Source organism: Lachnospira eligens, from assembly GCF_009680455.1.
In the GTDB taxonomy this organism is placed as follows: Bacteria; Bacillota; Clostridia; order Lachnospirales; family Lachnospiraceae; genus Lachnospira; species Lachnospira eligens_A.
The window spans coordinates 201,095-218,533 of the sequence record NZ_WKRD01000001.1 but is presented as its reverse complement, the minus strand read 5'-3'; the positions used below and the strand labels follow the sequence as shown (position 1 = coordinate 218,533).

The 17,439-nt window shown below is 40.3% G+C and carries 19 protein-coding genes; 18 read left to right on the top strand and 1 reads right to left on the bottom strand.

The window, feature by feature from the left end:
• The first annotated feature begins 6 nt into the window (after window positions 1–6).
• The 4 genes from GKE48_RS01145 (at window position 7) to GKE48_RS01130 (ending at window position 2,462) form a co-directional block, all read left to right on the top strand.
• Window positions 7–762 carry a hypothetical protein gene (locus GKE48_RS01145; protein WP_243138410.1) on the top strand — a complete coding sequence of 252 codons (756 nt, stop codon included), beginning with the start codon at window positions 7–9 and terminating at the stop codon, window positions 760–762.
• Window positions 763–827: 65 nt separating this feature from the next.
• Window positions 828–1,424, top strand: coding sequence for a hypothetical protein (locus tag GKE48_RS01140; protein ID WP_012738468.1), 597 nt, complete (start codon window positions 828–830; stop codon window positions 1,422–1,424).
• Window positions 1,425–1,451: 27 nt separating this feature from the next.
• On the top strand, window positions 1,452–2,210 hold the full coding sequence (locus GKE48_RS01135; protein ID WP_012738469.1) for a hypothetical protein: 759 nt from the start codon (window positions 1,452–1,454) through the stop codon (window positions 2,208–2,210).
• Between the two features lie 33 nt (window positions 2,211–2,243).
• Complete coding sequence (locus tag GKE48_RS01130; protein WP_012738470.1) at window positions 2,244–2,462, top strand: hypothetical protein; 219 nt, start codon at window positions 2,244–2,246, stop codon at window positions 2,460–2,462.
• Between the two features lie 75 nt (window positions 2,463–2,537).
• Here the strand turns inward: GKE48_RS01130 and GKE48_RS15145 are convergent, their stop codons facing one another.
• Window positions 2,538–2,693, bottom strand: coding sequence for a DUF3879 family protein (locus tag GKE48_RS15145; RefSeq protein WP_012738471.1), 156 nt, complete (start codon window positions 2,691–2,693; stop codon window positions 2,538–2,540).
• A 535-nt stretch (window positions 2,694–3,228) separates the two neighbouring features.
• On the opposite strand from GKE48_RS15145, the gene GKE48_RS01120 reads away from it, so the two are divergent.
• From GKE48_RS01120 to GKE48_RS01060, 14 genes are all read left to right on the top strand, one after another.
• Window positions 3,229–3,603, top strand: a complete 375-nt coding sequence (locus GKE48_RS01120; protein WP_022097110.1) for a winged helix-turn-helix transcriptional regulator — start codon at window positions 3,229–3,231, stop codon at window positions 3,601–3,603.
• 133 nt (window positions 3,604–3,736) lie between these two features.
• A complete protein-coding gene (locus GKE48_RS01115; RefSeq protein WP_330583079.1) occupies window positions 3,737–5,584 on the top strand; it encodes an NAD(P)-binding protein in 1,848 nt (615 codons plus the stop codon).
• Entirely contained in the window at window positions 5,578–7,263 is a 1,686-nt protein-coding gene (locus GKE48_RS01110; protein ID WP_055287038.1) for an NADH-dependent [FeFe] hydrogenase, group A6, read from the top strand. Before GKE48_RS01115 ends, GKE48_RS01110 begins: the two co-directional genes overlap by 7 nt.
• A gap of 678 nt (window positions 7,264–7,941) precedes the next feature.
• Window positions 7,942–9,423: an aminoacyl-histidine dipeptidase gene (locus GKE48_RS01105; protein WP_055287039.1), complete on the top strand. Its 1,482-nt coding sequence runs from the start codon at window positions 7,942–7,944 to the stop codon at window positions 9,421–9,423.
• Between the two features lie 123 nt (window positions 9,424–9,546).
• Window positions 9,547–10,722, top strand: coding sequence for a DUF819 family protein (locus tag GKE48_RS01100; protein WP_154300306.1), 1,176 nt, complete (start codon window positions 9,547–9,549; stop codon window positions 10,720–10,722).
• Window positions 10,723–11,008: 286 nt separating this feature from the next.
• Window positions 11,009–11,347: a hypothetical protein gene (locus GKE48_RS01095; protein WP_154300305.1), complete on the top strand. Its 339-nt coding sequence runs from the start codon at window positions 11,009–11,011 to the stop codon at window positions 11,345–11,347.
• A gap of 55 nt (window positions 11,348–11,402) precedes the next feature.
• Window positions 11,403–12,230: a phospholipase D-like domain-containing protein gene (locus GKE48_RS01090; protein ID WP_154300304.1), complete on the top strand. Its 828-nt coding sequence runs from the start codon at window positions 11,403–11,405 to the stop codon at window positions 12,228–12,230.
• A 188-nt stretch (window positions 12,231–12,418) separates the two neighbouring features.
• Window positions 12,419–12,586 carry a hypothetical protein gene (locus tag GKE48_RS14480; protein WP_172681874.1) on the top strand — a complete coding sequence of 56 codons (168 nt, stop codon included), beginning with the start codon at window positions 12,419–12,421 and terminating at the stop codon, window positions 12,584–12,586.
• A 205-nt stretch (window positions 12,587–12,791) separates the two neighbouring features.
• Window positions 12,792–13,280: a TnpV protein gene (locus GKE48_RS01085; RefSeq protein ID WP_154300303.1), complete on the top strand. Its 489-nt coding sequence runs from the start codon at window positions 12,792–12,794 to the stop codon at window positions 13,278–13,280.
• 4 nt (window positions 13,281–13,284) lie between these two features.
• On the top strand, window positions 13,285–14,190 hold the full coding sequence (locus GKE48_RS01080; protein ID WP_154300302.1) for a ParM/StbA family protein: 906 nt from the start codon (window positions 13,285–13,287) through the stop codon (window positions 14,188–14,190).
• Between the two features lie 15 nt (window positions 14,191–14,205).
• Complete coding sequence (locus tag GKE48_RS01075) at window positions 14,206–14,646, top strand: hypothetical protein (protein ID WP_154300301.1); 441 nt, start codon at window positions 14,206–14,208, stop codon at window positions 14,644–14,646.
• On the top strand, window positions 14,636–14,842 hold the full coding sequence (locus tag GKE48_RS01070; RefSeq protein WP_154300300.1) for a hypothetical protein: 207 nt from the start codon (window positions 14,636–14,638) through the stop codon (window positions 14,840–14,842). Before GKE48_RS01075 ends, GKE48_RS01070 begins: the two co-directional genes overlap by 11 nt.
• 177 nt (window positions 14,843–15,019) lie before the next feature.
• Window positions 15,020–15,388: a plasmid mobilization protein gene (locus GKE48_RS01065; RefSeq protein WP_154300299.1), complete on the top strand. Its 369-nt coding sequence runs from the start codon at window positions 15,020–15,022 to the stop codon at window positions 15,386–15,388.
• The gene (locus tag GKE48_RS01060) at window positions 15,361–17,340 is read left to right on the top strand and encodes a relaxase/mobilization nuclease domain-containing protein (protein ID WP_154300298.1); all 1,980 of its coding nucleotides are present in this window, start codon (window positions 15,361–15,363) and stop codon (window positions 17,338–17,340) included. Before GKE48_RS01065 ends, GKE48_RS01060 begins: the two co-directional genes overlap by 28 nt.
• Window positions 17,341–17,439 lie beyond the last annotated feature (99 nt).

Here is a 17,439-nt window from a genome sequence, read left to right as displayed (position 1 = left end):
GGTATTATGTCAGAGATTAAGAGTTTTAGTGATTACACAAGTAAATATAACAGAAATGTAGATTATTCCGCATTATTTGGAGGAACTTCCGACAGTTCATCCGTAGGAAACACCAATATGCTTTCTGATTATGCTGCGATTAAAAACGGAAGCTATGGAAAACTTATGAAAGCATATTATGCAAAGCAGGATGCAGAAAAATTATCGGGTAAAGGCGATACTTCACAGAAGCTTACACTGATGAAAACAAGTGCGGATTCCCTGAAAAAATCAGCAGATGCACTAAACGATGCGTCACTCTGGGAAAAAAAGAAAATAAAAAAGAAGGATGAAAAGACCGGGGAAGAAACAGAGGTAGAGGATTATGACTGGGATGCAATTACCAAAAAAGTGAAATCTTTTATTGATGATTATAATGATGTTGTTAAGGAGGCAGGAGAATCCAATACAAAAGATGTCCTTAGAAATGCTTCATGGATGACAGGCATGACAGACAAAACCAGTCATTTACTTTCTAAAATAGGTATTACCATAGGAAAGGGGAATAAGCTGGAGCTGGATGAAGATGAATTGAAGAAAGCAGATATCAGTTCATTGAAAACGATTTTTACAGGTTACAATTCCTTTGCAGGCAAAACAGCCCAGAAAGCAGCTGGTATATCAAATGCTGCAAACCGGGCAAGTGCAACGTATACAAACAATGGTACATATTCTAAAACGGATTCCTCTCTAACGTCACGTAAGATAGATAAGGAAGTATAGTATGTTAAGCCTAAATGACAAGAAGAAAAATCTTTTGTATTAATTTGTCGGGAAGGAGGAACCAGATGAGTTTTACAGTCAATTTATCCGGTGGAGGTTTATTAATAAATAGATTTAATAGTTCTAATATGTTGAAAAGTACACAGGAAAAATTGCAGCGACAGCAGGAACGGGATAATAAGGTGGCTTTTTTTGAAGCACAAAAAGAAAATCTGAAAAACCGAAAGGCTGACACTTTGGAAGAAATCTCTGAAAAGCTGGAAATGTTTCATAATTATGAGAATGAAATTGCGGCAGCAAATCAGGAGTATAATAATTCGCAGATGTTTCATGTCATGGACGAGGCAGAAGAACATGGCGAAAAGATTGCGGAAGCTGCTGAGAGGAATAAGCCTAAAACAGAAGAAGAACGAAAGGAAGAAATGGTGGATGAAGCTCTTGGAACAGAGGAAAACAAGGGCATGATGTCTGAAATCATGGACGAACTTTCGGAGACAACCGAAGAAATGACAGAGCAGATGACGGAAAAAACTATGGAGAATATGGAAGAACTTCCAGACGAGGTTTTGCAGGAGCAGCTTGTTACAGATAGTTTAGAGGCAGCAGAAATGGTACAAACAGAGACAATTAAAAGGTATGTGCCGATTGATATTAGAGTCTAATGGTATTTATCTGGGAAGGAAACAGCTATGAAGATTTACAATAATACAAATATTACATATTCTGCAATCGAACATAACAGCAGGAAAAATACGAAGCAAAATTTTCCAGCAGATTTAGAAAAGAAGATGACACAGTATACAGATACAGTATCTATTTCTAAAACGGGGCAGGAGAGATTTAGGTATTTATCTTCTGTCAGCTCTATGGATTATCAGAACCGTTTTGAGAGGGAAGTGACGGATATATTTGTCAAAGAAGATACAGAGAGTGTAAAGTCCGATTCCTTTGAACATCATGTAAACAGAATGGCGACAGCATATAACAAAATGAAAAACAGCATTGAAGAAAAATATGCGGAACAAGATTATGAGCTGGAGTATTATGTGACAGAATCGGGCAAAATTGAGGAATTGACCAAAGAAAAAGAACTGGATATGCTGAATCAGGCATATGAAAACCACAGTAATTTTATGGCAACTTCCACAGAAATCTGGTCAGAATTACAGGATTTTACACCATCGGTAGTTTACCATAAAGAAAGTGAACAGACAGCAAATGAACAGAACATAGGTGAGAACCAGGAAAATACTGCAAAATCTAAAGAAAAGGGGGTTATCAAAAATTCGGCATATCAGGCATTTTTATCCGCCATCCAGTCGGATAACCAGAAATTATCGCAGCAGTATTTGGGTGATTGGAAAGATTTAAGGCTAAATCTGAATGTATCAGATGGTAATCGGAAAATGCTTAATGGTATTTGGGATTATTATGCTAATAAAAGGTAATGAAAGCTTTGTAATACGAAAGGAGATGTTAGTATGGCAGTTACAGGTGTAAACAATTACTCTAATATTTACACAAATGCTTATACCGGTAATATACGGAAAAATAATGCTAAGGAAACCACAGAAAAGCAGGTTGTGGAGCAAACAGAAGATGTAAAGACAGGGATAACCCGAAAAACTGCAGCGGATGAACTTTCCTATCTTTCTAAAAAATTTGACAGTGATGCGGTGTGGATACGGTATCAGTGTTAAAAGTCGAGGTGGCAAATCATCAACAATATGTTGAGATGATTTGCCGCCTTTTTGAAGTCTATACGTTTCTCCCTTTTATACCGATACATCAATAGAATTACGAACGAGTCTGTTACCATTTTGGACAAGTGTAGCTTCTATGGATTCTCTTGTGACATTATCAAGAATGCCTGTATCAAATGCTTGTCCGGGCTTCAAATTTGGATTGACTGATTTTACGGCTGCGTACATAGCAGCTCTGTACTGTCCTTCATATTGTTCTAAAGTCCATGTACCACTTAAACGATTACAGTAACATCCATACCTGTAACACCATTTGCATTCAGTAAATCTCCGTCCGAATAAAACTGCTAATATTCATTGACATATAAAAGCCTCCCTGCAAATAAATTCAAAACCTGTTTAGAATGTGCGTATAATCATAAAAATTAGAACTAACATATATGCGCATAATCTGGAGGAACCATGATATTAAAAAGAAAAATATATAAAAAACTACTGGAATGGAAAAATGAATGTCAGGGGAAAAAGCTTTACTGATAGAAGGCGCCAGACGTATTGGAAAGTCTACCATCTGAGAAGAATTTGGAAAAAACGAATACGAAAGTTATATTATTCATCCAAGAAATTTAATTGTAAAAGATGGAATTATATGCATTCCCCCATATATGACGATGAATATATAAAAATCTGACATACACACTTGATTTTAAAATAATTGTTATTATGATATTATAAAGAAATGCCAAAAACAAAGGAGAGGTGTATGTATCACAAGAAATTAGAATCAGATATCAGATGTCCATTGGAATACGGCCTGGAAGTATTTGGAGGCAAATGGAAATCAAGAGTTATATGTGTTCTGGCGGATAAGAAGATATTAAGATATAGTGAGTTAAGGGCAGAACTGGTGAATATTACAGATGCAGTTCTTTCAACAACATTAAAAGCACTGATTGCTGATGATATTGTATCAAGGAAATCATATGACGAGATTCCGCCAAGAGTTGAATATTCACTTACGGAAAAGGGCTTGTCTGTAATGCCGATATTGCAAAGTATATGCGACTGGTCATGTGCATTTTACAAGAAAGAAACTGACAAAGAATCGAGCCAGTGCATGAAGTGCGACCATAAGTAATGGATGAAGGGAAGGTTATTGTGTGAAAAAAATAACCTTCCTTTTCAAATTAACATATATTGTGTAAAATGTTACATGGAACTGCCTAGCGGTATACTGGCAAGCAGCAATACGACATACGCAATATGCAGAAATGGAGCGGGAATTGAGCAGATTAACGATTATTACTAAGGATAAGGCTCAGGTTACAATGGAGTCTTTATATCAGGATTTAGAGAGAAGAATAGTAGCAAGTCCACCGGGATTGTGTACTATTGACCTTACGAGGTCATTTATAAAAATGTGTCTTGCACAGTCATGTGGCAAATGTGTCCCATGCCGTGTGGGACTTAGACAGCTTGCGAGACTTTTTGATGATGTGCTTGATGGTAACGCAACAGAGGAAACTCTTGATGTTATCAGGCTTACAGCAGAGGGAATCTATTATTCCGCTGACTGTGCAATCGGATATGAGGCAGCAAAGCTTGTACTAAAATGTATTGATGGCTGCGAGGATGATTTCAGGTCACATATTGAGAGGGGATTTTGTTCATGTAACAGTAACCAGCCGGTTGCATGTGTGAAGTCATGTCCGGCAGGAGTAGATATACCGGGATACATAGCACTTGTGCATGAAGGCAGATATGCAGACGCGGTTCGTCTTATAAGAAGAGACAATCCAATGCCTACAACATGCGCATACATTTGTGAGCATCCATGTGAAAACAGATGTAAGAGAACACTTATTGACGCGCCAGTCAACATCAGGGGACTTAAGAAAATGGCAGTTGATAATGCCGGTGATGTTCCGGTTCCGGCATGTAATGAGCCAACAGGTAAGAAGGTTGCAATAATCGGTGGTGGTCCGGGAGGACTCAGTGCCGCATATTATCTGGCTCTTATGGGACATAAGGTTACTATATTTGAGCAGAGAAAGCAGCTTGGTGGAATGTTAAGATATGGAATTCCTAACTACAGACTACCAAGAAAAAAGCTGGATGCGGAGATTAACGCTATATTGTCTACAGGAATAGAAGTTAAGAAAAATATAAGCGTAGGAACAGACATTACGCTTGAGGATATTAATAAAGAATATAATGCAGTATACATTTCTATCGGAGCACATGCAGACAAGAAGATTGGAATTGATGGTGAGGATGCTACAACAGGCGTAACATCAGCAGTAGAAATGCTTCGTGCAATTGGTGATGATGAAATGCCTGACTATACCGGTAAGCGAGTGGTTGTTATTGGCGGTGGAAATGTAGCAATGGATGTTGCACGTTCTTCTGTAAGATTAGGTGCTGAGAAAGTAAGCATTGTATATAGAAGAAGAAAAGCCGACATGACGGCACTTCCGGAAGAGGTTGAAGGTGCAGAGGCAGAGGGCTGCGATGTTCTTGAACTTATGTCACCAGTTAGAATAGAGAAAGATGAAAATGACGCAGCAGTTGGTTTATGGGTTCAGCCACAGATGATAAGCAGGATAAAAGGTGGCAGACCATCACCTAAGACTGCAGCTAAGGACGAGGTTCTTATTCCTTGCGACCTTATTGTAGTTGCCATCGGACAGGGTATCGAAACAAGATATTTTGAGGAGCATGGCGTTACAGTCAAGAGAGGAACAATTGAGGCACTTGATACAAGTGAGATTAAAGAACGTAAAGGAATATTTGCAGGAGGAGACTGCGTAACAGGACCTGCAACAGTAATCAGGGCTATAGCAGCCGGAAAGGTTGCGGCAGCCAACATTGATGAATATCTTGGCTACCATCACGAGATAACTTCAGATGTAGAGATACCTTATGCCGGATATGAGGATAAGGTACCTTGCGGACGAGTTGAGGTTGCACTGCGTGATGCAGCAGACAGAAAGAAAGACTTTGAACCTATTGAATATGGATTTTCATGCGAGGAAGCATGTCAGGAATCTGGACGCTGCTTAAGATGTGATCATTTTGGATTTGGTTCATTCAGGGGAGGCAGAGAGAAACAATGGTAAATTTAACAATTAACGGTAAATCTGTATCAGTAAAAGAAGGAACTACCATTCTTGAAGCTGCCAAAACAATAGGAGAGACAATACCTACACTCTGCTATCTCAAAGAAGTCAACGCAATTGGTGCATGTCGTGTATGTGTTGTTGAAGTAGAGGGTACTGACAGATGTGTTACAGCATGTAATAACTTCGTAGAAGAAGGCATGGTTGTCTACACTAATTCAAGAAAAGTGCGTACAACCAGAAAGACTAATGTCAAGCTCATACTTTCACAGCATGATTACAAATGTGGTACATGTATAAGAAGTGGTAACTGTGCGTTACAGTCAATTGCAAATGAACTTAATATATCAGAGATGCCATATGATTCAATCTTAGAAAAAGATAATTGGGATAAAACATTTCCACTTATCAGAGATGCCCAGAAATGTATCAAATGTATGCGTTGTGTGCAGGTGTGTGATAATATTCAGGGAATGCACATATGGGATGTTGTAAATACAGGTTCGCGTACAACTGTAAATGTGCGTGCAAACAAGAACATTGCGGAGACTGCATGTACACTTTGTGGTCAGTGTGTAAGCAACTGCCCTGTAGGTGCACTTACAGAAAGAGACGATGTCGGAATCGTGCTTGATGCAATTGAAAATGAGGATATCATTACAGTAGTACAGATTGCACCAGCAGTAAGAACAGCATGGGGCGAAGATTTTGGTATGTCTAAGGAATATGCGACAGCACAAAGACTTGTTGCAGGACTTAGAAGAATAGGATTTGATTATATATTTGACACAACATTTGCAGCAGACATGACAATTATGGAGGAGGGAAGCGAGTTCCTTGAAAGGCTTCCAGAAATCAAGGAGTCAGGACTTCCAATGTTCACATCATGCTGTCCAGGATGGGTGAAATTCGTAAAGAGCGAGTTCCCTGAGATGGCAGGCAGACTTTCAACAGCAAAGTCACCACAGCAGATGTTTGGTGCAATAACAAAGTCGTATTATGCAGAAAAGCTTGGGGTTGACCCAGAGAAGATATTCTGTGTGTCAATCATGCCTTGTCTTGCAAAAAAGGACGAGTGTACATGGGACGGAGGCAAAGATGTTGACGCAGTTCTTACAACAAGAGAAGTTGAAAGAATGTTCAAAGCATTTTTCATAAAGCCGGAAGAACTTGATGAGGACGAGTTCGACAATCCTTTAGGTGAAGGAACAGGTGCTGGCGTTATATTCGGTGCAACAGGCGGTGTTATGGAGGCGGCACTCAGAAGTGCTTACTATCTTGTGACAGGAAATAATCCTGATGCGGATGCGTTCCAGTCAGTGAGAGGTCTTGAGGGCTGGAAGGAAGCTTCATTTGACCTTAATGGGACAACTGTAAATGTGGCTGTTGCCAGCGGACTTGGCAACACAAGACGTTTGGTGAATGCTATTAAGAAGGGCGAGGTTCACTATGATTTCGTTGAAATCATGTCCTGTCCGGGCGGCTGTATCAACGGTGGCGGACAGCCTTACAAGGAAGACGCTGTGATGGTTGAGGAGCGACGTCATGTGCTGTATGGGCTTGATAAGCGCGATAATCTTAGATTCTCACATGAGAATCCATCGGTTAAGCAGTGCTATGAGGAGTATTTTGAGAAACCGTTGTCACATAGGGCTCATGAGATATTGCATGTGAAATAGAATCATTTTTCGATAAGGTATATGTAGACCGGTCTGCGGCTGGGGCAGAGCAGGGTGTACACCTTCGGACTGTCTTCGCTTAGCAGTAGTAAATGCCGCCATCTGCAGAGTTTTTTACAGTGTGCGAAAGCAAACGCGCTTCGCTTGAACGAGCTTTCGCACCCTGAACTTTTGCAGATGGCGGCATTAACTTCTGCACAGCTTGCCAGACTCAGGCGTACACCCTGCACTGTCCCAGCCGCAGCGGCTATATATGCTGGATTGGAAATATGATTTCATTTACGGTGTGTGTCAGGGGATGGAGTGTGATGTGGGGCTTTGTTCATTTGGGATAGTGTCAAATAGCACATGAAATCAGCGCATAAGTAGGGAAAAGCCTACTAATGTTGCTAAATGTGATGAATTAGTAGGTTTATTTAGAAGAAATTATGATGAAAATAGAGGAGAAAAAAGAAAATTGCCTACTAAATTTATGATTTATGCGAAAATAGTAGGTTTTTTGACTGATAAGAAATGTCTAATATTATAAACGTATGAGAAAAAGACCTACTAAAGTGTGAAATGTGATGAATTAGTAGGCATTTAATGGGGAAAGAAGCATAATAAACCAACTAACAATGTAAAAAAGACCTACCAGATTGTGAAAATTGATGAAAAAGTAGGTTTAGGAGGCTTTTTATGGATATAAATGAGTTATCACCATCAGAGGTTTTCTCTTATTTTCAGGAGATTTGTGCGATTCCGCATGGTTCTGGGAATACAGGGATGATTGCGGATTATTGTCTGGAGTTTGCTAAGTTGCATGGGCTTAAGGCAAGGAAGGATACGTCTGATAATGTTGTTATATTTAAGGCTGGTTCTTCTGGATATGAGGACTGTGAGCCTGTGATTTTGCAGGGACATCTTGATATGGTGTGTGAGAAAGAGCCAGACTGCGATATTGACATGAGTGTACAGAGCATTAAGGCCTGCACCGATGGTAAGATGGTATGGGCTGATGGCACGACGCTTGGCGCTGATGATGGAATTGCAGTTGCATTTATACTGGCAGTGCTTGCTTCGGATACGATTGCGCATCCTCCTATACAGGCAGTGCTTACGAGCGATGAGGAGATTGGAATGCTTGGCGCAAGAGACCTCGACACTTCTGACCTTACAGCAAAGAGACTTATCAATATTGATTCTGAAAATGAGGGAATATTGTATGTAAGCTGTGCTGGTGGTGTGAGAGCTGAGTGTGACATTCCGGTTGTGTATGAGGATGCTGCGGACTGGGTGGCAGATGGTGCAATTGATGTGCAGAATGGTTCGGTATGCTTCGAAGTTAAGATAAGCGGGCTTGCCGGCGGTCATTCCGGCGTTGAAATTCACAAACAGCACACTAATGCTATAAGATTGCTTGCTTCATTACTTTCACATGCCAGCGGGGCAGCAGATTTCCGTCTTGTGTCGCTTTCAGGTGGCGGCAAGGAAAATGCAATTCCAAAAGAAGCAAAGGCAGTTGTAAGTGTCAGAAGCTGCGATGCCACAACATTTGAACAAAGCATCAAAGAGAGTGAGGCTGTGTGGATGCAGGAAATCAGAGCGACAGAGCCACATGCTAAGATTGAGGTTGAAAAGACAGACGCTGCAGCAGACAAAGTTCTCAATTCTCATAGCACTGCAAATGTAATATATGCCCTCTGGTTAAGTCCTGATGGTGTGTACAAAATGAGTCAGGAGATTAAGGGCATGGTGCAGACTTCGCTCAATCTGGGAACTGCGTACCTCGACACAGACAAGCTTGTGTACAAATATCTTATAAGAAGCAATACAGCGGCTGGAAAGAAATTATTACTTGAGAGAGTCACCACATTTGCAAAACATTTGTCAGGAAAAGTAGTCACAATGTCGGACTATCCTGCGTGGGAATACAAGAGTGATTCGCAGTTAAGAAAGATATGTGTTGATAGCTTTACAAATGTGTACGGCCACGAACCGGAAGTGACCTCAATCCACGCCGGACTCGAATGTGGAATACTTGCAGGGAAAATGCCGGGAGTAGATATGATATCATTTGGACCGACACTTGAAAGTGTGCATACGCCTGATGAGTGTATGGATGTGGCTTCAGTGGAGCGGACTTGGGAATATCTGCTGGAGATACTTAAAAGTTTATAATTAAATTTGCGGGAGTAAGTGTGTGACGACAGATTGCATCACATTTACTTCCGCAAATTTAGTTATATACTACAGAAAAATGGGCAGAATATGTTATAAATTAACCATAAGGAGAATTTATACATGATAAAAGATGGATTTTTATACCTTGCGGCACTTATATTTGCAGCCGCAGTATTAGTAAATCTGCCTAAGATTTTTAAAGGGAAAAAGGCACAGGTGTTCTTTAATTTTGCACCGCCAATTGTACTTATATACCTGGGGCTTATGCTCCTTTGCACAATGAAAGTGTGGGACCTTAGTGCAACAAGCGCTGTGTACAAATCAGTCAAGAACCCGATATTATATGCGATGCTTTTCATAATGCTGCTTCGCTGTGACTTGAAGAAAATCATCAAGCTTGGACCTAAAATGCTTATCGGTTTCTTCGCAGCAACATTGTCAATCGGACTTGGATTCTTTGTTTCATATGCAATATTCCACCAGCTCTTAGGCGCAGATTCATGGAAAGCGCTCGGCGCACTGTGCGGAAGCTGGATGGGCGGCGGCGGCAATATGCTCGCAATCCAGGCAGCACTTGATGTTGACGAAGCAACAATGGCTTACGCCCTTGTTATGGATTCAATCTGCGCGACACTTTATGTAATGTTCCTTCTGTGGGCAATCGGAAATCACGAGAAGTTCAACAAATGGACAAAGGCAGACACAAGCATAATCGACGGCGTTGGAGCTACACTCGAAGAGGAAGCAAAAGCCAACACAAAGCCGCTTGTATGGCAGAACATCATTCTTCTGCTCGGTTCAGGACTCTTAGTATCTGCAGTTTCAATGGAACTTGGCAGCATGATTAATGCACATTTATCATTCTTTGACAGCACAACATGGACAGTCCTTATCGTATCAGTGCTTGGTATCGTATTCGCTCTTACACCATTTGGCAAGATTAAGGGAACTGAGGAGATTTCAAATGTAATGCTTTATATAGTCATTGCCTTAATAGCCTCAAGAGCAGACCTTGGAGCAGTCGGCAATGCCCCAATATGGCTTCTAGCAGGATTCGTAATCCTCCTTATCCATGTGGCAATCATGATTGCACTTGCGAAGATATTGAAACTCGACATCTTCACATGCTGTGTTGCTTCCCTCGCAAACATCGGCGGAACAGCAACAGCACCGGTCCTCGCCGGCGCATACTCAAATGCCCTCGTACCAGTTGGTATCATGATGGCGCTGCTCGGCTATGTCATCGGAACCGGCGGCGGTCTGGTTGTGGCTAATCTGATGAGTATATTTGGGTAGATTTTAATGGAATAATTGATGGAGTGGATAGCACTTCAGCAGTGGATGGGTACTGCTGGGGTGCTGTTTTTTATATGTTGTAGAATTGGTGAAAATAAAAAAGAAACGAGCATCCTTTTCCAGTCGAGAGACTTTACTCAGTCATATTAAATTCTTAAAGAATAATCAAGAAAAAATATAATTTTACAAATTATTGCAAATAACATTCATTGTCGACATAATCTGACAAATTTTGTATATGAGGAGTAGTAGTATAAGTATATATACAAGATTGGAGGATAAAAATATGGATGAAAGGGATATTGTTTTAAATAGTGTTTTAGAAGAACTTAAGAATAAAAAGCTGATAACAGAATTAGAAAAAGATATAATATCTGCTATAAAAGTGTATATAAAAAAGCCTTTTAATAGAAGAGATGTCGAGTTGAAAATATTAGAAATTGAAAGTAAATATAATTATTTAATAAACTTTGCTAACTTAGTGCAGAATCCTGTTAAATGTTCCATAGACTCATTAAATGATAGTGAATTAAGAAATAACTTATATTCTAGAATTATTAAATTGCTGAGTATAACAGGAAAACAAAATAACAACAATTTTAATTTAAACATTCATTGCAACTAACCATAATAAATAATATAATTAGTATAATAATTGTCAGTGGAAATGGAGTACCAGTATGGATAAAAGGGATGAATTGCGATTAGGATTTGAGACAGCATATATAGACGGTTCAGTTGCTTCGAACAGCTTTTATAGCCCACAGTTTGTATCTAATAATTATAAGGATGGGAAGAAAGTATTATCTTCCATTGAAGATGAACTTTTAAGATGCGATAAGTTTCAGATTAGTGTTGCGTTCATTACTTTGGGTGGAATTACGCCATTACTTCAGACGTTGAAAGAATTAGAAAAGAAAAATATTCCGGGCGAAATTCTTACTACTAATTATTTGAGTTTTAGTGAACCTAAAGCTTTAGAGAAGCTTAATGGGTTATCAAATATTACCTTGAAAATGTATGATGTACAAGAAGCAGGCGAAGGCTTTCATACAAAGGGATATATTTTTAAAACTGATGAAGTGTATCGTATTATCATTGGAAGTTCGAATATAACAAGTGCGGCACTTACTAGAAATCAGGAGTGGAATACTAAGCTTGTCTCAACCGAGCAGGGAGAGATGGCAAAGGAGATAGTTGCTGAGTTTAATAAATTGTGGAATTCTCAGTATGCTTTAGATTTTAATGAATTTTATGAAAAATATAAAGAACAATATAAAATTATTAAACATCAGAGAGATATAGCCAGGAAAGATCAGGTTGTGTCCCTTGAAAAATATAGATTAAAACCAAATAGTATGCAGGTTGGATTTATTACAAATCTTAAGAAGATTCTGGAAGCAGGAGAAGACAGGGCTCTTCTTATATCTGCGACTGGGGAACGTGGTATATTTGTGACAGGTGGAAGAAACCCAGGATTTACAAGGGTTTCGGAAGCCTGGTCCTAGACGTTTCCGTGTGAAAATTGTCCGGATTAGCTCCGGATGGGAAAACTTAACAGGTATTTTTACTGATAGGACTAAATTGACACAGAGAATCGAAGATTTAATCGGTTCCATATTGAAGTCAATATGGTCTTATTTTTTATACCCTTTTTTCGGGTGGCTCCCGATGGGTGGAAAGGAGAGTTGAATTTATGATTTTAGAATTTGTTGGCAGAGTTTTACTGAATGTTTTAAAGGCTATGGTATGGATGGCATTGTTAATGCTTCGGTGTGTACTGGGATTGGCGAAGCTGACATTATTAGTGTTTGGGCTGGTTGCAAGAGTATTTCTTGTGTTTGCCAGGGCAGCAGTTGATTAGGATGGAATGGTGATTTTTGTGTGTTCTGGCATTACAGATAATTTAACTGTCAGGTGTGGACAGCATTTATACATAGCTTCGCAAGAGGCAATGAGAAAGGAGGATTTTCTGCATTGCAGATTATTTGAGGGCAGTAACTCTCCGCGGGCCGGCGTCAAGGTAAACAACGATATTTTAACAGCGTAAAGCGCGGAAAGGAGCTTTTATGGAAGAAAAAGCAAAGGTGACTGCAGCACCTACAATTGCAGAAATGTGTGGCATTAAGTACAAAGAGGTGGATGGATTGTATTATCCGATTCTTGGAGAGTCGGAGCCAGAGAGTTATGCAAGTCTTGGAAAATACGGACATCGTTATCTCAGAGCCTTGATGGAGAATGACCGTTATCTGTATAACAAGTATTTTATGCAGGGAGTGCTTTTGGATAAGGCAGCAGAATATGAGAATTATGCATGGCAACTGTATGACACTGTTTTACAGGGAATAAGCAAGGTGAGAGGAATTGGTTTGGATACTTTGGAAGAAAAAGGATTTCAGGTAACATTTCAGGAAAACATGCAGGCGGCAATGACAGCAGATGAGATTGTAACAGAGGATTTGTTTGCAGCAATTGATTACAACAAGCGTGTACGTCTGGAACGTGCAAAGGAAAATATTGCGTTTGAACAGGCGGAGACGCAGAGAATGGAGGCATGAGTTTATGGAAGAAAATAGAATTTATTATGTGGGAATTGACCACGGGAATCATTTAATGAAAACATCAAACCGTGTGTTTGAGAATGGTGTGGAAAGGCAGGCTGTAAAGCCTACCTTCCAGGCTAATACACTGGTTTATGATGGAGCATTTTATAAGATTGGAGAAAAGCGTAACAGTGTGAAGGACAGTAAGCTTGCAGATGATGATTATTATCTGTTGACACTTGCGGCACTGGCAAAGGAATGTCAGTCAGGGAATATTCCAAATGGTGCCAGAGTGGTGCTTGGAGTCGGACTTCCTTTAAAACAGTTTGCAACTGTAAGAAAACAGTTCGTAAAGTATCTGAAGCGTGGAAATCAGTCGGTGCATTTTAAGTTTGAGGATGAGGCATATGACTTTACCATTGAAAATGTGATGGCATTTCCACAATGTTATGCAGCAGTGGCAGACAGACTCGTCAGTATGAAGGGCGAATATCTGATTGTGGATGTTGGTTCCTGGACGATTGATATCATGCATGTGAAGGATGGCGTTCCAGTGGAGAGTAAATGTGAGACATTCACAGAGTCCATGATTTCTGTTATTCAGGAAATCAAGAGCAGAAGCAGTGAGGTTTTTGGCAAGGAGATTTCGGAGAATGTGATTACAGATTATATCAGTAATTTTAGCAGCAATTATCCAGAGAAATATGCAAGGATTATGGATGAGGCACTTGAAAAGTTTGTAAGCAGAGTGGAAGGCATCTTAAAGGAAAACGGGCATGATACGGAATTTACCAACATCATTTATGTAGGTGGCGGAGCAAAGGCAATGGAGAGATTTGGAAAACATGGGGATAACATTTCTTATGTGACGGATGTCAGAGCTAATGCAAAGGGCTATGAGTTTCTTGCAAAACAGATGGCATAAAGGCAGGTGGTACACATGGTAATGGGATTTAGAGAGAGGCGGCTTGGCTGCCGTCTCTATGTGGACCGCCAGTCGGATGCAAATATCCTTGAAAAGCTGGATAGGATGCTTGTGGATGGTAGCTTTCCTAACCAGACGGAGCTTATCAAGAGAGGTATTGAACTGGCCTATGAAGAAGTGTATGGAGAGGCGGAAGAGGTTAAGGCGTCCCATAGGCAAGAGATTGATGTAAAGAAGTTTGCGGAAGAAGTTGCCAGGGCATTGAAGCCGGAAATGGAGAAGTTGATGGCAGAGTGTGAGGCGAGAGTTGCCACGGCGGAAACACTAGCATTACCCAAGCTGGCTTTGGCATCAACGCATGATGTTCCACAGGATAATACAGTACCTGTAACTGATGATGAAGTCATTATTCCAAGTCAGACATTCAATTTTCTAAAAGGACTGAATGATGATTAGGAAGATGTGGCAGCGACGTCGAATTGACGACAATGGAATCCTAAATGACGGCAGATTGACATCATTCATATATAAAATAAATATATCTGACGGCAAACTGACGCCAGTTGGCGGACGGTTTGCTGTCGATGTTTCGGCACATATTTTGTGCCATATATCGGGTGCAGGAGCTCCTGCCAAGATGAAAAAATGGTAATTGCGGTTAGCAATTATATTTTTTTCGGGGAAAGGTCCGACCTTTCCCGAATCTTGCAAAACAAGTGAACAGCAGCAGAAGCAGGTTCTAAAGAAGGATTTAAAAAGGAGGTCACAGCCATGAGCATGGTAAGTGAGATTTTGATGAGATTAATTTTGAGGATTGGAGGTTATGTGTATGGCAGATGGAAACAGAAAGTACAAGTCTGACAAAAAGCTATATAAGGTTTCTTTTAAGTTGTCGGAGAAAGATAAGCGACTATTGGAAGAAGGTGCCCAAAAGGCTGGAATGAATATCAGTGAATACCTGCGCAATCTGGTGCGTGGCGGTGGAAATGTGGATGCATCTTTTACGACAGACAGGGGGATTTTTATCAGACAGATAACAGGAATTGCTACCAATGTGAATCAGATTGCGAAGGTAGTAAATACCCAGGGATATGGTTACACGAGGGATATCCTTGCTGTTAAGCAGGATTTGGAGGATGTAAAGAGGCTGATGAGGGAGGTACTTACGGTATGGCAATCACTAAGATACAGTGCCTGAATGAGGCACATACCGGGAACCCAGCGTCACATCTTAAGAATGCTCTTTCATATATTCAGAATCCAGAGAAAACAGAGGAAAATGTTCTGGTGGGCAGTATAAACTGCCTGCCGGATACAGCCTTTGAGCAGATGATGGATACGAAGGTTACTTTCGGAAAAACAAATAAGCGACAGGGATATCACATTATCATTTCCTTTGCACCGGGAGAAGCGACAGAGGAACAGGCGCTGGATATCGTGGCACGTTTTGCACAGGAATACCTGAAGGATAAATATGAGGCAGTATATGCGGTTCATAATGATAAAAAGCATATGCATGGGCACATTGTTTTCAATAGCGTCAGTTTTGAAACGGGGATGAAGCATGAGTGCAAAAAAGGGGAATGGAAGCATCGGATGCAGCCGATTACAAACAGACTCTGTAAAGAGTACGCATTATCCATTGTGCCAGCAGAGTATGTGAAGGAGCCTAAGAATTTATCAAGGAAGGAATGGGAGCGTGAACAATGCTTTCGAAAAATGATTCTGACAGATGCAGAGTTTTGTCAGAGTCAGGCGGGAAGTTTTGACCATTTTATATTCCTGATGAAGAGAATCGGGTATCAGTTTGAGTATGGGAAGTACCTTTCGGTAAAGGTTCCGGGTGGTAAATGGTATCATGAACTGGATAAGCTGGATGAACGCTTTTCGGAAGAAAAATTCCGATTTTACTTGGATATGCCTTTTACCCGTCCTGTATTTGTTGTGGGTAATACTGTGGCAATTCATAAACGTGGCATAACAGATTTTCAGATAAAGTATTACCGCAGAATCTATCAGGCGAGAATGGTGGAACAGCGTCGATTTGATAAGCATTCTGCATATCTTGCGAGGGAACTGGAGCGTATGAATCAGCTGCAGGAACAGTATCTTTTCCTTGTGAATAACAATATCAAAACTGTGGAGGGGCTTGTGACTTATCAGGTTCTGGGAGAGCGTGATGTAGACAAAATCTCTGAACGGCAGCAGGAATTATATCAGCAGAACAGAGCAAGAAAACGCATTTGCAAAACAGAGGAGGATATTCGTGATTACCAGATCTGGCATATGGGAGTACAGGCGGAGCTGGACGAACTTAAGGCGGAGAAAAAAGCACTTAATAAGAATTTGAGGATTGCTGAAGGTTGTGTAGAAGAGTATAAGAAGTTTTCAATGCTGGATTTTTCAAATATTGAGGATGAGATTCGGAATTCAATAGAAGTGCCAGAGTATCCGTATGCGGTGGAGAAAGATATTGAGTTATCTGTTAATGATGAAATGTCTGATATAGATATGGATGGGATATCAGTAATGGATGAATCAGAGGATTATGATATTTCGTTAAATGCAGAGGTATGTGAACAGATTTCAGCAGAAGATACCATGGATGCCACAGTAGGAGATGCCGGCGAAGCGAATATTGTGGAGGAATATGTTGGTGATCGGTCAGATGATAAAGGCAGCTATGAGGCGTACAAAAAGATGACACTTTTGGAAAAGGCTCAGACGTATGGATTCGGTGAACTAAAGAGTTACGACACAGTTAGGTCTATTGTGCAGATGAAGTTTTTGGACATGGGGCATATTGCAGATGTTGATGAAATTATGGAAGAGACGGATTTGCTTTATAAGGGCATGTGTGAATTGGTTGTCAAAAACAAAACAGAAGAGGTATTGGATGAGATTAAACAGCGGGGGATAGCTTTTGATGATTTGTCTGTTATCGAGAAGGCAACGATGCTACAGTTTCAGCCAGACAATAATTCATACAATATTCAGCTTTATAGTGCTGTTTGTAAGGCATGTGGAGTTGATACTTCTGATGAGGATAAGATATTTGAAGATTATCAGGATATTTATGAAAAGACATTGGAGATGAAGCAAGAACAGGCCATTGGAAGAAATGATGGAGACAGAGGCAGGGCACGATAGGCGTGCCCTGTGTTATTTGACTATAGAACAGGGTTAAAAACAGGTTTACATCATGGTAAAAACCTAGTATAATTTTCTTATATAGATGGAGGAAATTAC

What these genes read in the sequence shown, in the direction of transcription:
- GKE48_RS15145 (WP_012738471.1), bottom strand. Translation starts at nt 2,693, where the DNA reads ATGTACGCAGCCGTAAAATCAGTCAATCCAAATTTGAAGCCCGGACAA.
- GKE48_RS01085 (WP_154300303.1), top strand. Translation starts at nt 12,792, where the DNA reads ATGGAAGAAAAAGCAAAGGTGACTGCAGCACCTACAATTGCAGAAATG.
- GKE48_RS01090 (WP_154300304.1), top strand. Translation starts at nt 11,403, where the DNA reads ATGGATAAAAGGGATGAATTGCGATTAGGATTTGAGACAGCATATATA.
- GKE48_RS01130 (WP_012738470.1), top strand. Translation starts at nt 2,244, where the DNA reads ATGGCAGTTACAGGTGTAAACAATTACTCTAATATTTACACAAATGCT.
- GKE48_RS01110 (WP_055287038.1), top strand. Translation starts at nt 5,578, where the DNA reads ATGGTAAATTTAACAATTAACGGTAAATCTGTATCAGTAAAAGAAGGA.
- GKE48_RS01105 (WP_055287039.1), top strand. Translation starts at nt 7,942, where the DNA reads ATGGATATAAATGAGTTATCACCATCAGAGGTTTTCTCTTATTTTCAG.
- GKE48_RS14480 (WP_172681874.1), top strand. Translation starts at nt 12,419, where the DNA reads ATGATTTTAGAATTTGTTGGCAGAGTTTTACTGAATGTTTTAAAGGCT.
- GKE48_RS01115 (WP_330583079.1), top strand. Translation starts at nt 3,737, where the DNA reads ATGGAGCGGGAATTGAGCAGATTAACGATTATTACTAAGGATAAGGCT.
- GKE48_RS01080 (WP_154300302.1), top strand. Translation starts at nt 13,285, where the DNA reads ATGGAAGAAAATAGAATTTATTATGTGGGAATTGACCACGGGAATCAT.
- GKE48_RS01075 (WP_154300301.1), top strand. Translation starts at nt 14,206, where the DNA reads ATGGTAATGGGATTTAGAGAGAGGCGGCTTGGCTGCCGTCTCTATGTG.
- GKE48_RS01070 (WP_154300300.1), top strand. Translation starts at nt 14,636, where the DNA reads ATGATGATTAGGAAGATGTGGCAGCGACGTCGAATTGACGACAATGGA.
- GKE48_RS01140 (WP_012738468.1), top strand. Translation starts at nt 828, where the DNA reads ATGAGTTTTACAGTCAATTTATCCGGTGGAGGTTTATTAATAAATAGA.
- GKE48_RS01065 (WP_154300299.1), top strand. Translation starts at nt 15,020, where the DNA reads ATGGCAGATGGAAACAGAAAGTACAAGTCTGACAAAAAGCTATATAAG.
- GKE48_RS01060 (WP_154300298.1), top strand. Translation starts at nt 15,361, where the DNA reads ATGGCAATCACTAAGATACAGTGCCTGAATGAGGCACATACCGGGAAC.
- GKE48_RS01120 (WP_022097110.1), top strand. Translation starts at nt 3,229, where the DNA reads ATGTATCACAAGAAATTAGAATCAGATATCAGATGTCCATTGGAATAC.
- GKE48_RS01095 (WP_154300305.1), top strand. Translation starts at nt 11,009, where the DNA reads ATGGATGAAAGGGATATTGTTTTAAATAGTGTTTTAGAAGAACTTAAG.
- GKE48_RS01100 (WP_154300306.1), top strand. Translation starts at nt 9,547, where the DNA reads ATGATAAAAGATGGATTTTTATACCTTGCGGCACTTATATTTGCAGCC.
- GKE48_RS01145 (WP_243138410.1), top strand. Translation starts at nt 7, where the DNA reads ATGTCAGAGATTAAGAGTTTTAGTGATTACACAAGTAAATATAACAGA.
- GKE48_RS01135 (WP_012738469.1), top strand. Translation starts at nt 1,452, where the DNA reads ATGAAGATTTACAATAATACAAATATTACATATTCTGCAATCGAACAT.